The following is a 16,034-nucleotide window of genomic DNA, read 5'->3' as shown; positions in this document are numbered from 1 at the left end:
TACCTTGTCCCTCTAATACATAATCTGTATGGAAAGGGGGAAGGTTAGATGAAAAAGGTATTTATCCTCATTGGAATTTGTTTAGCAGTTTGGATCGCCGTGGGTAATCCTTTTATAAAAAAGGAATCAGCTCTGCCAACAGCAAAAGTGTCAGACCCTCTTTATCAAAGTATTGTTAAAAATGCCCCTACATATGAAATACCGCCTATAGATGCGACTATTGATAGGGTCTGGAAGGCAATTCCGGGCTATAATGGGCGAGAGGTTAACATTGCAGCTTCCTATAAGCATATGAAAGACAAAGGTGTTTTTAATGAAAAGAACCTTGTTTATACCCAGAATAAGCCAAAGGTTCACCTTGAAGATTTGCCGCCAGCTCCAATTTATAAAGGTAACCCTAATAAACCAATGGTAACGTTTATTATTAATGTAGCGTGGGGGAATGAATATTTATCGGAGATGCTTGCTACTCTTAAAAGACATAATATAAAGGTTAGTTTTTTTTTAGAAGGAAATTGGGTCAAAAAAAATCCAGATCTTGCTAAAATGATTGTCAGCTCTGGTCATGAAGTGGGGAATCATTCCTATTCTCATCCTGATATGAAACAATTGACGGCTGGAAAAGCAAGGGAACAAATGGTGAAAACGAATGAAATTATAGAAGCAGCTACAGGTGAGAAATGTGTTTGGTTTGCTCCGCCTAGTGGCAGTTTTCGGGATGAGACAATAAAAGTTGCCAACGAATTAAAAATGATGACGGTTATGTGGACCGTTGATACGGTTGACTGGAGAAAACCATCACCAGATGTACTTATAAATCGTGTAATGACAAAAATTAATAATGGCTCAATGGTCCTTATGCATCCAACAGAAGCAACTGCGAAATCGCTCGATCGCTTAATCACGCAGATCAAACAAAAAAACCTTGAAATTGGAACAGTTTCTGAGTTAATGAGCGAAGAAAGAGTTGAGTAATAATCACAGTAAGATATACTGAAAATTGGAGAAAAAACATTTTACTAAGTATAATGATAGATGGAGTAAAAGCAGCTTCTGTATATAGACTGGAGGAAGTCGATGATTAATAAATATACTTGTCAAAATGGAGTTAGAATTGTTTTAGAAAATATCCCTACTGTACGTTCAGTTGCAATAGGCGTATGGATTGGTACGGGTTCAAGAGATGAGCACCCACAAAACAATGGTATTTCGCATTTTCTAGAACATATGTTCTTTAAAGGTACTACCACAAGGTCTGCTAAGGAAATTGCCGAATCCTTTGATAGTATTGGCGGACAGGTGAATGCGTTTACTTCAAAGGAGTATACCTGCTATTATGCAAAAGTCCTTGATACACATTCCCAATTTGCACTAGATGTGTTAGCTGATATGTTCTTTAACTCCACTTTTGTGGAAGAGGAACTAAACAAAGAGAGAAATGTAGTCTTAGAAGAAATAAAAATGTACGAAGATACTCCAGACGATATTGTTCATGATTTACTTAGTAGAGCAGTGTATGGAGATCATCCACTAGGATATCCAATACTAGGTACAGAGGAAATACTTAATACGTTTACTGGCCAAACGTTAAAGGAATATATTCATGAAAGGTATACTCCTGAAAATGTTGTTATCTCAATCGCAGGCAATGTATCTGAAACATTTATTAAAGAAGTCGAAAAGTATTTTGGATCCTATAAAGGTGCTAACAACCAAGCAATTGAAAATATCCCTACCTTCCATTCGAATCGAATTTCGCGCAAGAAAGATACGGAACAGGCCCATTTATGTATTGGTTTTGAAGGATTAAAGGTTGGGCATGAAGACATCTACAGCTTAATTACATTAAATAATATATTGGGCGGCAGCATGAGCTCGAGATTATTTCAGGAAGTCCGTGAGCAAAGGGGCTTAGCATATTCAGTTTTCTCTTACCATTCAGCTTTTCAAGATAGTGGGATTGTGACGGTTTACGGTGGAACAGGTGCTAAACAGCTGAATGTACTATTTGAAACCATCCAAGAAACACTTAATAAATTAAAGCAAGAAGGCATTACTGAAAGGGAATTAACTAATAGTAAAGAGCAGCTTAAGGGCAGCTTGATGCTAAGTCTTGAAAGTACGAATAGCAGGATGAGTCGTAATGGTAAAAATGAACTTTTATTAAAACGTCATCGTTCACTGGATGAAATTATTGATCAGATTGATGGAGTTACCAAAAAAAGTGTGGACGAAATGACAAAGGCCGTTTTTACAGACAACTATTCCGTGACTTTAATTAGTCCAGACGGAGAATTTCCGAATGCATTATCATAAAAGAAAAGAGGTATTCCATGCTGATGGATTACCTCTTTTTTGTTGTCCTAGATACTAAAGATCCACTTAATAGCGCGTGTGCTTTTCTTAGTCTAAATAGGGACTTCCACTTATAAACTATTAATAAGGGGCAAATGAAGGGGGGATCTTGTATTGAGGTTAAGTGAATTAAGTGGAAAGGAAATTGTTGACGTAAAAAAGGCAGAACGGCTAGGTGTACTTGGACAAACGGATTTAGAGATTAATGAAGGCACCGGACAAATTCAAGCACTGCTAATACCTTCAATTAAATGGTTTGGCTTCCGAAAACAAGGGGAAGAAATCAGAGTTCCTTGGCAGCACATTAAAAAGATAGGATCAGATATGATAATAATCGATGTACCGGATGAAGATTAAAATCACTTCAGGAACAAAAGGCGCAAGCGCCCGTTTAGCGGCGTATGGACTGGAGCGCTCCAACTGAGATAAAGGAAACACGGAGAGCGTAAGCGATTCGATGTTGACTTATCGTAGGGCGGAGAGCGAAGTACACTAGCCGCTGGGCGCTGGAGCTGGATTCAAAGAACTATTTCAAAGTTATCCACAATTAATTATTTTATAATTTCCTAAACGACAAAAAAGCCCAAGCAAGTGTCAACTTGCTTGGGCTTTTTTATTTAGTACGTATGGAAAACTCACCGAATGAAGTTAACCTACATAAGATGGTGAAGTGATATATAGAAAAGGAATTTTGTAGGATTTTTAAAAAGAAGAAGGTGAATGTTTTCATGCTGACAGGGATGCAGATTGCCGTGATTGGCGGGGATGCCAGACAGCTGGAAATCATCCGTAAGTTAACTGAATTAGATGCGAGATTATCGCTTATTGGTTTTGAACAGCTTGATCATGCTTTTACAGGTGCGGTCAAGGAAAAGCTGGATGAGGTGGACTTTTCAACAGTGGATACCCTGATCTTGCCAGTGCCTGGTACAAATTTAGAAGGGCAGGTAGAAACAATCTTTTCAAATGAAAAGGTTATTTTGACAGGGGATTTACTCTCCAAGACTCCAGAACATTGTACGATTTATTCAGGAATCAGCAATGCTTATTTAAATGGGATTACCAAGCAAGCTAAACGGACTCTTATTCAGTTATTTGAAAGGGATGATGTGGCCATCTATAATTCAATCCCTACAGTAGAAGGGACGATTATGATGGCGATCCAACACACTGATTTTACAATACATGGGTCGAATATTACGGTTCTAGGGTTAGGCAGAGTTGGTATGAGTGTGGCGAGAACATTCGCAGCCCTTGGAGCAAAAGTTAAGGTAGGGGCTAGGAAAAGTGAACATTTGGCAAGAATCACTGAGATGGGCTTAACGCCGTTTCATTTGAAGGATTTGGAAAATGAAGTAAAGAATACAGATATATTAATTAACACAGCACCACATTTAATCGTAACAGCGATGGTTATTTCTAAAATGCCATCACATACGCTCATTATTGACCTTGCATCAAAGCCGGGAGGAACTGATTTTAGATATGCGGAGAAAAGGGGAATAAAAGCATTGCTTGCCCCGGGATTGCCAGGGATTGTTGCACCAAAAACAGCCGGCCAAATTCTGGCAAATGTTCTTGCTCAACTGCTCCAAGATGATTTACGAAAGCGAAAGGGGAAAGTGAAATGAGTTTAAAGGGTAAAAGAATTGGCTTTGGCTTAACTGGCTCTCATTGTACGTACGATGCAGTATTCCCTGAAATAGAAAAATTAGTTCAAGCCGGTGCTGAAGTAATGCCAGTGGTAACTTTTACAGTTAAAAATACAGACACCCGGTTTGGTAAAGGGGAGGATTGGATCCAGCGAATTGAAGATTTAACAGGAAATAAAGTCATTGATTCGATCGTCAAAGCCGAGCCGCTGGGACCCAAAATCCCTCTTGATTGTATGGTCATTGCTCCATTAACCGGCGTATCAATGAGTAAATTTGCCAACGCAATGAACGATAGTCCAGTATTAATGGCTGCGAAAGCAACATTGAGAAATTTAAAGCCCGTTGTACTCGGAATTTCGACTAACGATGCACTTGGATTAAATGGAGTAAACTTAATGAGGCTAATGGCAACAAAGAATATTTATTTTATTCCCTATGGCCAGGATGACCCAATAAAAAAGCCAAATTCAATGGTAGCAAGAATGACGTTACTCACAGAAACAGTTGAAGCTGCGATCGAAGGGAAACAAATTCAACCAGTGTTAGTAGAAAGATATAAAGATTCTGACTAATTATCCCCCCTCATTCATCAAAAAAGGTTATTTCTTTAAAGGAATATGGTAAAATAAATTATTCTATCATCAGTGGGGAGTTTCATTACCCACTGATGAGATAATAAAAAATATGAATAACATGCTGGCAGCTATATAAAGGCCAATTCCTTTTTGAAATATAATGACCAGCTAGTATGGAAGGGGAACCTGTAATGAATCAACAAAATGGATATCACGTTGCTGTTGTTGGAGCAACAGGAGCAGTAGGACAACAAATGATTCACACTTTAATAAAAGAGAACTTCCCAATCAGAAAACTTACTTTATTATCATCCGCACGTTCAGCTGGTAAAAAAGTGGAGGTTAATGGTCAGGAATATACCATTGAAGAAGCAAAGCCTGAGAGTTTTGAAGGGGTCGAGATTGCCTTATTCAGTGCGGGCGGGAGTGTATCAAAGGAACTAGGTCCAGAAGCTGTTAAACGTGGTGCTATCGTGGTGGACAACACTAGCGCTTTTAGAATGGATGAGAATACACCATTAGTCGTACCTGAAGTGAACGAAGCGGACCTTCATCATCAAAATGGTATTATTGCTAATCCCAATTGTTCTACCATCCAAATGGTTGTAGCACTTGAGCCAATCCGTCAACAATTTGGGTTGAAAAAAGTTATTGTTTCAACATATCAAGCTGTTTCAGGATCTGGTGCCGCTGCTGTCGAGGAATTAATGGAACAAACTCGTTCAATCTTAAACGGTGAAGCATACGAGCCTAAGATTTTACCTGTCAAATCAGATAAAAATCACTATCAAATTGCTTTTAATGCGATTCCACAAATTGATAAATTTCAAGACAATGGATATACATTTGAAGAAATGAAAATGATTAATGAAACAAAAAAAATCATGCACTTACCAGAATTACAGGTTTCCGCTACTTGTGTAAGACTACCAGTAGCAGTAGGTCATTCTGAATCTGTTTATTTTGAAATTGAAGCGGATGACATAAGTGCGAATGACATTAAAGCATTATTAAAAGATGCCCCCGGTGTTATTTTGCAGGATGATCCGGAAAATCAACTATATCCTATGCCTGCGAATTGCGTTGGGAAAAATGATGTATTTGTTGGACGGATTAGAAAAGACATTGATGAGCCTCGTGGTTTCCATATGTGGGTGGTTTCTGATAACTTACTCAAAGGAGCAGCTTGGAATTCTGTTCAAATCGCAGAAAGTTTAGTTAAATTAGGTATTGTAAAATAAAGTTACATCAAAAAGGCAGGTTTTGGTGTCACCATGAAAATTATTGTTCAAAAATTTGGCGGTACATCTGTAAGAGATGAAAAAGGTAGGAAATATGCGGAAGGCCATATCGAGAAAGCTTTAGCTGATGGCTATAAAGTGGTTGTCGTTGTCAGTGCGATGGGAAGAAAAGGTGACCCTTATGCTACGGACACATTACTTTCATTAATCGATGGGAACTTAAGCAAAATCTCAAAACGGGAACACGACTTATTATTGTCCTGCGGTGAGATTATTTCTAGTGTCGTTTTTGTAAATATGTTAGTGAAAAAGGGTATTAATGCTGCTGCATTAACTGGCGCTCAAGCAGGCTTCCGAACAAACAACGACCACACAAATGCAAAAATCAATGAAATGAAATGTGACAGGTTGCTAAGTGAGTTAGAGAAAAATGATGTTGTAGTGGTTGCCGGTTTTCAAGGAGCTGCCAAAAATGGCGATATTACCACAATTGGTCGTGGCGGAAGTGATACCTCAGCTGCAGCTTTAGGTGCTGCCCTTAATGCAGAATGGATAGATATTTTTACCGATGTGGAAGGAATTATGACAGCCGATCCACGCATTGCAGAAAATGCACGGCCACTTCCTATAGTAACTTACACAGAAGTGTGTAATATGGCTTATCAGGGTGCAAAGGTCATTCATCCACGAGCAGTTGAAATCGCAATGCAGGCAAAAGTACCAATTCGGATTCGCTCAACCTACTCAGATAATTTAGGAACTTTGGTAACCTCATTAAATAAAAATAATCGTGGCAGTGACATAAAGGAACGAGTTGTAACTGGAATCGCTCACGTTTCAAATGTAACGCAAATAAAGGTATTCGCTAAAAAGGATCAATATTACTTGCAGGCAGAAGTATTTAAGGCGATGGCCAATGAAGGAATCAGTGTAGATTTTATAAATATTTCGCCAAACGGAGTAATCTATACAGTAACAGAGGAAATGACCGATCGAGCAATACAGGTTTTAAACAAATTAGGTCATGATCCTGTCGTAGAGCGTCATTGTGCAAAAGTTTCTGTTGTTGGTGCAGGGATTGCCGGAGTTCCTGGAGTTACTTCGAAAATCGTAACGGCCTTATCGGATCATGGAATTCGGATACTACAATCTGCAGATAGTCATACTACGATTTGGGTACTTGTAAAGCAGGAGGACTTGGTTAAATCCGTAAATGCCCTTCATGATGCTTTTCAATTAGAAGAAGAATCATTTGAATTTAATCTTTCAGATTTATAGATGATTTCACCAGTGCAATGGTGAATCCTTATAATGAATTCGGAAGAGAAAATGAGTGTTTTTAGTATGCTGGATTGTATTGAGAGGAGTAAGAATATGGTTCATTTTGGGCGAGTATCGACGGCAATGGTTACCCCTTTTGATAAAAAAGGACATATTGATTTTGCCAAGACCACGCAATTAGTGAATTTTTTAATTGAAAATGGAACAGAGTCCCTTGTGGTTGCTGGAACCACTGGTGAATCACCAACGTTAACTAAGGAAGAAAAGTTGGCATTATTTGATCATGTTGTAAAAACGGTAAAAAAGCGGATTCCCGTAATAGCAGGAACAGGAAGCAATAATACTTATGCATCTGTTGAATTGACAAAAAAAGCTGAGCAACTTGGCGTGGATGCTATAATGGTTGTCGCACCCTATTATAATAAACCAAATCAGGAAGGTCTATATCAGCATTTTAAAGCCGTTGCAGAAGCTACATCCCTGCCGGTTATGGTCTACAACATCCCTGGCCGGTCTGCAGTTAACATCCTTCCCGAGACGATCATTAGACTTTCTAAGTTAGCTAATATTGTTGCAGTCAAAGAGGCAAGCGGGGATTTAAATGCAATGACACACATCATTGCCAATACGGATGATGATTTTGTATTATATAGTGGGGACGATAGTCTGACAATCCCTGTTCTTTCCATTGGCGGTGCAGGCGTTGTTTCGGTTGCTTCACATGTGATTGGAAATCAATTGCAAGAAATGGTAAAGGCATTCTTTAATGGTGAGAATGAAAAGGCTGCAAAATTGCATCAGCATCTCCTCCCTTTCCTGCAAGGTTTATTTACTGCTCCTAGTCCTGGGCCTATTAAAACAGCCTTACAGGTAACTGGATTAGACGTTGGATCAGTAAGGCTTCCTCTCGTAGGGCTATCAGAACAAGAACGTGCAGCGTTAATTACTTTATTAAATAAGTTATAATGACTATCTAAAGCCAACCGAAGGATCATTCGGTTGGCTTATTTTTGTTTAGAATTAGCATAATCATTATAAATGTTGGAAAGGTTTTCAGAAATCTAGTATAATAACTCTAACTGATCTCGATCGGAAATTAAAAAGCGGAAGCGCATGTTAACGGCGTATACTCGTTTCAACTTAGGAGGATTTACAATTTGGTACAGAAAATAAATGATTCCATTAAGTTAATTACACTTGGTGGTATAGGAGAAATCGGAAAGAATATGTATCTTGTTGAGGTGGACAAGGACATATTTATCATAGATGCCGGCTTAATGTTCCCCGAGGAAGAAATGCTTGGCATAGATATAGTAATTCCGGATATTACATACTTAAAAGAAAATAAAGACCGGGTAAAAGCAATTTTCTTAACTCATGGCCATGAAGATCATATAGGAGCTTTATCGTATGTACTTCGTCAATTAGATGTCCCTGTCTATGGAACCAAGCTAACACTTGCCCTTGCAAATGCTAAACTTAAAGAACAAGATTATTTTGGTAAAACAAATTTTATTGAGGTGGATTCGGATACGATTATTAACTTGGATGCTGTTGATGTAAGCTTCTTTAGAACCAATCATAGTATCCCTGATTCTGTTGGTGTTTGTATACATACCTCTGAAGGGATCATCGTTTATACTGGTGATTTTAAATTTGATCAAGCGGCTACAAAGCTTTATAAACCAGAAATTGGTAAAATGGCATCCATCGGAGAACAAGGGGTATTATGTTTGTTGTCTGATAGTACAGAAGCAGAAAAGCCGGGGTACACCGCATCTGAAGCAATTGTTGAGCGTGAAATGTCAAATGCTTTCTATAATGCACCGGGGAGGATAATTGCTGCTTGTTTTGCTTCAGATATAAATAGAATTCAGCATATTTTTAATGCAGCAAATGAGAATGGACGTAAAGTCGCAGTGGTAGGGAAAAGTCTAGAGAGAATTTATCATATTGCCCTTGATTTAGGATATTTAGAAGTAGCAGAGGATTTAATCATTCCTATTAGTGAGATAAAAAATTATCAAGATCGAGAAATAGTCGTATTAATGACTGGAAGTCAGGGTGAACCTATAGAGGCATTGCAGAAAATGGCAAAGCAAATTGATAAAGTGATTAATATTCAAAAAGGAGATACCGTTTTAATCGCTGCTTCACCTCTTAGGGGTAGTGAAGTATTTTTATTCAAGACTGTTGATATGCTCTTTAGAGCCGGGGCAAATGTTATATCAGGTAAAAGAACCATCCATGTATCGAGTCATGGAAGCCAAGAAGAATTAAAATTTATGATTAACTTGATGAAGCCCAAATATTTAATACCTGTTCACGGTGAATACCGGATGCTAAAGGCTCACCGAAAATTGGCTATGGAATGTGGACTTACCGATGAACAAATCTTAATTCCAGACCGTGGCGATATCCTTGAAATGAAAGACGGGAACCTTGCCCTTGCTGGAAAGGTTCCATCTGGGAATATACTAATTGATGGAATTGGTGTTGGTGATGTTGGAAATATAGTCCTTCGCGACCGAAGACTTTTATCGCAGGATGGAATTCTTATTGTGGTAGTGACCTTAACAAAACAAGATCGGAAAATAGCTGCAGGACCGGAGATTATCTCAAGAGGCTTTGTTTATGTTCGTGAATCCGAAAAATTGATGGATGATTCAACAAATCTAGTTCGAGACATTGTAGAAAGAAATATTGCAAAAGATTCCTTTGAATGGTCAAGTTTAAAGCAGGATATTAGAGAAGAATTAAACCGAAATTTATATGAAAAAACAAAAAGAAGACCAATGATTCTTCCAATAATTATGGAAATCTAAAAAGCTAACCTAAATATCATAAATGGTATATTACTCTTATTAAAAAGCACTGGGGATCCAGTGCTTTTTATTTTAAGCATGAAATTACCTCCTACAGGTAAATACTAAACAATATCATGCTTGAAGGGAGTATTAGGATGAATAACGACATACAAAAAATTGAATCTGAAAACCAAGAAGGCGGGGAGCCTCAAAAAGAGGAAAAACCTTCTTCTGCATTGATAGAAAAGATTCAGCAGCTAGGACAAACCAATGTTCCACAGCTTTCAACTGATTCTAAAATTCATTGTCTGACCATTATCGGTCAAGTTGAAGGACATCTAGCACTGCCGCCACAAAATAAAACAACAAAATATGAACATTTAATTCCTCAACTCGTTGCAATAGAACAAAATCCAAAAATTGAGGGGGTCCTTATTATTTTAAATACGGTTGGTGGCGATGTCGAGGCGGGTCTAGCAATATCCGAAATGCTAGCGACCATATCAAAGCCGACTGTTTCAATTGTATTAGGAGGAGGGCATTCAATAGGGGTCCCAATTGCTGTTTCCTGTGACTACTCCTTTATTGCGGAAACCGCAACAATGACGATCCATCCGATCCGATTGACTGGTCTAGTGATAGGCGTTCCAGCAACTTTTGAATATATGGATAAAATGCAAGAGCGGGTTGTCAAATTTGTAACAAAGCATTCCAAAATTACCGAAGAAACATTTAAAGATTTAATGTTTGCTAAAGGTAATTTAACCAGAGATATAGGTACCAATGTCATTGGGGTTGATGCTGTAAAAACAGGTCTCATCGATGAAGTTGGCGGACTTGGGCAGGCAATGAAAAAGTTAAATGAATTGATAGATCTTCATAAAGAAAAGAATGAAGTGTTGATTCAATGATTCTTTATACCATGATGCCACCAGAACTCATTTTTCCATATGAGGCCAATTCACCTAGCAATCAACAAATGGCAAGCTATCAAGGAATTCCACTCTTAGTCGAGTCAATAGATGGTCAAAATGTTCAAATTATCCGAATTCTGAGCACGGATCCACAGCATTATATGGATAATCAAATATGCCCAGGCGCAAAAATTTCTTTCGCGAGCCTGGAAGGATTGTCCGCATTGCAATAGTAGATTATGGTATAATCAGTGTAAGATACAAGAGCAGCCTGAATGGCTGCTTTCTTCCTTTTAACTCCTTTTATCTTAGGATGTAATATAAAAAAGGATTAAATATACCATAATGAAACAACAAGGTGATTAGATGGCAAAGAAAAAAAGAAGACAACCAAAAAAGAGAGATAACCATTTGAAAAAGACCGTTCAATTTGAATTATCCGCACTGGCTCTTTTAGCTATTGCGATCATATCAATAGCAAAGCTTGGTGCAGTTGGGAAGGCCACCGTTATCTTCTTCCGTTTTTGGATGGGAGAATGGTATATGCTCAGTTTAATTGGGCTTGTTGTGTTAAGCGTTTATTTGATGTGGAAACGGACTATTCCTTTTTTCTTCCATATTAAATTGGTTGGAAGTTATTTTATAACTTCTGCTATTCTGCTTTTGAGCCATGTCACCCTATTTCATTTGCTAACCAATGATGGGAAATTTAAAGATCCTAGTGTTATCAGCAATACATGGGAATTGTTTATGATGGAACTTAGAGGTGAAACAAGCACCACCGATCTTGGCGGGGGAATGCTTGGAGCAGTTTTATTTGCCTTATTCCATTATTTATTCGCTGAAACAGGTACGAAAATTATTGCATTTATTTTTATTTTAATTGGAATTATCTTACTTACCGGTAAATCATTTGGAGATTTCATCGGGAAAATCATGATTGTAATGGTTGATTTTTCAAAAAGTCAATGGGATGCCTTTAAAACGGATATGACAGATTGGAAACAAAAGCAACGAGAGCGAAAAGAAGAGAGAATCGCACAGAGAAGAAAAGAGCAGGAAAACCGTGAACAAAATCAGCCTGTCTTAAATACAGAAACTCAACCACTCCAAGAGGAAATTAGAACATCTGAGCCAATTATATCAAGTTTTGCCGATAGGGCATATGTGGAAGAAGATGCAAAGGATAAGAATCAACAAGAAGAAACAAAGGATGGAAAAGGAACTTCTGAGGAAAATGAGGATAGTATCCCGCCGATCACCTTTACGGAAGTAGAGAATATTGACTATGAGCTGCCACCACTTCGATTGCTCAATTTGCCAAAGAAAACAGATCAGAGTGGAGAATATGAACAAATTCATGCAAATGCGGCAAAGCTAGAGAGGACATTTCAAAGCTTTGGCGTGAAAGCACGAGTAACACAGGTGCATTTAGGACCAGCTGTAACAAAATATGAAGTTCATCCTGACGTAGGTGTAAAGGTAAGTAAAATTGTCAGTTTAAGTGATGACTTAGCCTTAGCACTAGCTGCTAAGGGGATAAGAATTGAAGCGCCAATTCCTGGTAAATCCGCAATTGGAATTGAAGTTCCTAACTCGGAGGTTGCTGTAGTTTCGCTTCGCGAGGTATTAGAAGCAACACAAAATGACAAGCCTGACTCCAAGCTTTTAATTGGCTTAGGCCGGGACATTACAGGTGAAGCTGTTTTAGCTGAATTAAATAAAATGCCCCATTTACTTGTTGCAGGTGCAACTGGAAGCGGAAAAAGTGTTTGTATAAATGGCATTATCACGAGTATTTTAATGCGAGCAAAGCCCCATGAAGTGAAACTAATGATGATTGACCCGAAAATGGTTGAACTCAATGTTTATAATGGAATTCCTCATTTGCTAGCACCTGTTGTAACTGATGCAAAAAAAGCATCACAAGCTTTGAAAAAAGTGGTAAATGAAATGGAAAGACGGTACGAATTGTTTTCCTACACGGGTACACGTAATATTGAGGGCTATAATGACCACGTAAGAAAGCATAATTTAGAGGAAAATGATAAACAGCCATTACTGCCCTTTATTGTGGTAATTGTTGATGAGTTGGCTGATTTAATGATGGTGGCCTCGTCGGATGTAGAAGATTCGATTACCCGCCTTGCTCAAATGGCGAGAGCAGCGGGAATTCACTTAATCATTGCCACGCAACGGCCATCCGTTGATGTAATTACTGGGGTAATAAAGGCAAATATTCCATCCAGAATTGCCTTTGCAGTGTCAAGTGCAACCGATTCAAGGACAATTTTAGATATGGGGGGTGCGGAAAAACTTTTGGGAAGAGGGGATATGTTGTTCCTTCCAGTTGGAGAATCCAAACCAGTTCGTGTTCAAGGTGCGTTTCTTTCAGACCAAGAAGTCGAGGACACGGTTGAATTTGTTATTTCCCAACAGAAAGCACAATACCAAGATGAGATGATCCCAGATGATATTCCTGAAGTAACAGGTGCGGTCGATGATGATATATATAATGATGCAGTTGAGTTAATTATTGACATGCAAACAGCATCTGTTTCCATGTTACAAAGACGGTTCCGTATTGGCTACACAAGGGCTGCAAGGTTAATTGATGAAATGGAAGCACGCGGTATTGTTGGTCCATATGAAGGCAGTAAGCCACGTGCTGTTTTACAGCCAAAACCTAAAGATAAAGAAGAACAAAGTTCATAATTGAATAAGAAGTTAGAATATAAAAATATTAGTGAAAGACCGGAACAGGTTAATTAACTTCTATTTCACAGCCTTTATTATGTTGAAGTATACAACTCATAATAAAGGCTTTTTTCATACTATGAATAATGAGTCAAATAAAATAATAAAATAGTAGGAGGTTACAACAATATAGAACTAGATACTAAAGTCTCATCATAATAAATATAATACCTGCATATATCCCAAGGGATTTTAATTAGAAAATGGGTTAAAATTCTTAGTTATATTTGTGACATTACCTCGTAGCCTTTTTCGACAAATTTTTTAATAGCTATTTATTTATCCGAAAAAAAGTGTTAATATAATTTCGATTAGTAGAAATGATATCAGATGTCTGATGTCTAAGGAATAAGGCTGGAGGAAACAGCATGTCTATAAAATCAGATAACCGGCATTTATATTTACAAGTAATCGATCGGTTAAAGCAAGATATCGCTGATGGGGTATATAAAGAAAAAGAAAAATTACCTTCTGAGTTTGATCTTGCTAAACAGCTTGGTGTAAGCAGGGCCACCCTTCGTGAAGCATTGCGAATACTTGAAGAAGAAAACGTTATCATTAGACGCCACGGTGTTGGAACTTTTGTTAATGTTAAGCCATTGTTTACTTCAGGGATTGAACAACTTAATAGTGTCACTGCCATGATAAAGCAAGCTGGTATGATACCAGGAACAATTTTCCTTAGTTCTTCAACGCAAGGTCCGACCGAAGAGGATGTTCGTCGTTTCTCTTGTTCTACAAGTGAGGAGATTTTCGTGATGGAGAGGGTAAGAACCGCAAATGGAGAACCGGTCGTCTACTGTGTCGACAAGGTACCAGAACGCATATTGCCAGAAACATTTTCCCATACAGAAGAATCTATCTTCAGTATTTTGGAAGATAAGGCAAACCGAAGGATTACATACGCGGTTGCTCAAATCGAGCCAATTGGCTATCATGAAAAAATTTCCCCAATTCTAGAATGCGAACCAGAAACTGCTTTGTTAGTTTTAAAACAAATGCATTTCGATGAAATGGATGAGCCAATCCTTTTTTCGGTAAACTATTTTAAAGCGGACAAGTTTAGTTTTCATGTTTTAAGGAAAAGAGTTTAATTTTTTATCCTTTTTGAAAACGCAACCAGTCTTGCTATAAAAACATTTTTACTAAATCAAACAATATTCATAGGGGGTCAATACCATGAAGAAGCGTAAAATTGGAATGGCTTTATCACTAGTACTAGCTGCTGGTACACTTTTAGGGGCATGTGGAAAAAGTGATGATACAAGTAAAGAACCAGCTACAGGTGGAGAAAAGACAAATAAATTCTCTGTAGCAATGGTAACTGATGTTGGTGGTGTTGATGACAAATCATTCAACCAATCTGCATGGGAAGGTCTTCAAAAGTTCGGTAAAGACAATGGCTTAACAAAAGGTAAAGGTGGATATGATTACCTTCAATCAAAATCTGATGCTGATTATTCTACTAACTTAAATACTCTTGCACGTCAAGATTTTGATTTAGTTTACGGAATTGGTTTCTTAATGCAAGCTGCTGTAGAAGAAATTGCGAAACAACAAAAAGATTCACACTTTGCTATTATTGATGCTGAAGTTAAACAACCAAACGTTGCAAGTGTTCTTTTCAAAGAGCAAGAAGCAGCATTCCTTGCTGGTGTAGCAGCTGCACTTCAAACAAAATCTAACCATATTGGATTCATCGGTGGGATGGAAATCCCAGTTATCGAACGTTTCGAAGCTGGCTTCTTAGCAGGCGTTAAAGCTGCAAAACCTGAAGTGAAAGTGGATGTTCAGTATGCAGGTGCATTTGATAAAGCAGAATTAGGTCAAAATATCTCATCTAAAATGTATTCTTCAGGTGCGGACGTAGTGTTCCATGCTGCTGGTGGTACTGGGAACGGTCTATTCAAAGAAGCAACTGACAGAAAAGCAAAAGATCCTAGTAAAGAAATTTGGGCTATCGGTGTAGACCGTGACCAAAACGACATGGGTCCAGATATTGTTCTTACATCTGCACTAAAACGTGTTGACGTTGCGGTACAGGATTTATCTAAAAAAGCAATGGATGGCAATTTCCCTGGTGGAGAAGTTGCATTATACGGTTTAGCTGAAGATGGGGTTGGCGTAGCGCCAATCAACGCAAAAGCAGATAAAAAAGATGCGATTGAAGCTGCAGTAAAAGAATGGGTTGAAAAGATTAAATCAGGCGCAGTAAAAGTTCCAGGAACTCGTGCTGAATTAAAGACTTTTAGTGTTAAATAATTTTTGTGAGGAATAAGCGGGATTTAACTAGTGCTCGCTTATTCCTTTCTAAGGAATCCTAACTGAAGAGTAGAATAAATATTCTACTTTTCATTTAAGATTTTAGTGGGGAGGAATTCCCTGTTTTTTTAAAATTCGGAAAGGTCTGACCTCTTACTACTGTTGGTCAATTTTTCCTTTTACCTTA

The 16,034-nt window shown here is 38.1% G+C and carries 14 protein-coding genes; all 14 read left to right on the top strand.

Annotation, left to right across the window (positions count from 1 at the left end; genetic code table 11):
• The first annotated feature begins 48 nt into the window (after positions 1–48).
• The 14 genes from J7E63_RS03015 (at position 49) to J7E63_RS02950 (ending at position 15,847) form a co-directional block, all read left to right on the top strand.
• Entirely contained in the window at positions 49–975 is a 927-nt protein-coding gene (locus tag J7E63_RS03015) for a polysaccharide deacetylase family protein (protein ID WP_215010224.1), read from the top strand.
• Positions 976–1,077: 102 nt separating this feature from the next.
• Entirely contained in the window at positions 1,078–2,316 is a 1,239-nt protein-coding gene (locus J7E63_RS03010) for a M16 family metallopeptidase (protein ID WP_215010223.1), read from the top strand.
• Between the two features lie 153 nt (positions 2,317–2,469).
• Positions 2,470–2,712: a YlmC/YmxH family sporulation protein gene (locus tag J7E63_RS03005; protein ID WP_088086400.1), complete on the top strand. Its 243-nt coding sequence runs from the start codon at positions 2,470–2,472 to the stop codon at positions 2,710–2,712.
• 371 nt (positions 2,713–3,083) lie between these two features.
• Positions 3,084–3,986: a dipicolinic acid synthetase subunit A gene (gene dpaA / locus J7E63_RS03000; protein ID WP_168242784.1), complete on the top strand. Its 903-nt coding sequence runs from the start codon at positions 3,084–3,086 to the stop codon at positions 3,984–3,986.
• A complete protein-coding gene (gene dpaB, locus J7E63_RS02995; protein WP_026566481.1) occupies positions 3,983–4,582 on the top strand; it encodes a dipicolinate synthase subunit B in 600 nt (199 codons plus the stop codon). The genes dpaA and dpaB overlap by 4 nt, the downstream gene beginning before the upstream one ends.
• Before the next feature lie 194 nt (positions 4,583–4,776).
• Positions 4,777–5,826 carry an aspartate-semialdehyde dehydrogenase gene (asd, locus tag J7E63_RS02990; RefSeq protein WP_215010222.1) on the top strand — a complete coding sequence of 350 codons (1,050 nt, stop codon included), beginning with the start codon at positions 4,777–4,779 and terminating at the stop codon, positions 5,824–5,826.
• 33 nt (positions 5,827–5,859) lie between these two features.
• Entirely contained in the window at positions 5,860–7,104 is a 1,245-nt protein-coding gene (dapG, locus tag J7E63_RS02985) for an aspartate kinase (RefSeq protein ID WP_215010221.1), read from the top strand.
• Between the two features lie 96 nt (positions 7,105–7,200).
• Positions 7,201–8,073: a 4-hydroxy-tetrahydrodipicolinate synthase gene (gene dapA, locus J7E63_RS02980; RefSeq protein WP_215010220.1), complete on the top strand. Its 873-nt coding sequence runs from the start codon at positions 7,201–7,203 to the stop codon at positions 8,071–8,073.
• Positions 8,074–8,264: 191 nt separating this feature from the next.
• A complete protein-coding gene (locus J7E63_RS02975; protein ID WP_215010219.1) occupies positions 8,265–9,932 on the top strand; it encodes a ribonuclease J in 1,668 nt (555 codons plus the stop codon).
• Positions 9,933–10,069: 137 nt separating this feature from the next.
• Positions 10,070–10,825 carry a ClpP family protease gene (locus J7E63_RS02970; RefSeq protein ID WP_214714509.1) on the top strand — a complete coding sequence of 252 codons (756 nt, stop codon included), beginning with the start codon at positions 10,070–10,072 and terminating at the stop codon, positions 10,823–10,825.
• On the top strand, positions 10,822–11,061 hold the full coding sequence (locus J7E63_RS02965) for a YlzJ-like family protein (protein ID WP_214714508.1): 240 nt from the start codon (positions 10,822–10,824) through the stop codon (positions 11,059–11,061). Before J7E63_RS02970 ends, J7E63_RS02965 begins: the two co-directional genes overlap by 4 nt.
• Positions 11,062–11,194: 133 nt before the next feature.
• Positions 11,195–13,543, top strand: a complete 2,349-nt coding sequence (locus tag J7E63_RS02960) for a DNA translocase FtsK (RefSeq protein WP_215010218.1) — start codon at positions 11,195–11,197, stop codon at positions 13,541–13,543.
• A gap of 410 nt (positions 13,544–13,953) precedes the next feature.
• On the top strand, positions 13,954–14,679 hold the full coding sequence (locus J7E63_RS02955; RefSeq protein WP_214714505.1) for a GntR family transcriptional regulator: 726 nt from the start codon (positions 13,954–13,956) through the stop codon (positions 14,677–14,679).
• A gap of 85 nt (positions 14,680–14,764) precedes the next feature.
• On the top strand, positions 14,765–15,847 hold the full coding sequence (locus J7E63_RS02950; protein ID WP_215010217.1) for a BMP family lipoprotein: 1,083 nt from the start codon (positions 14,765–14,767) through the stop codon (positions 15,845–15,847).
• Positions 15,848–16,034 lie beyond the last annotated feature (187 nt).

It is taken from the genome of Bacillus sp. ISL-75 (assembly GCF_018613095.1).
This window is presented reverse-complemented; position numbering and strand designations above follow the sequence as displayed.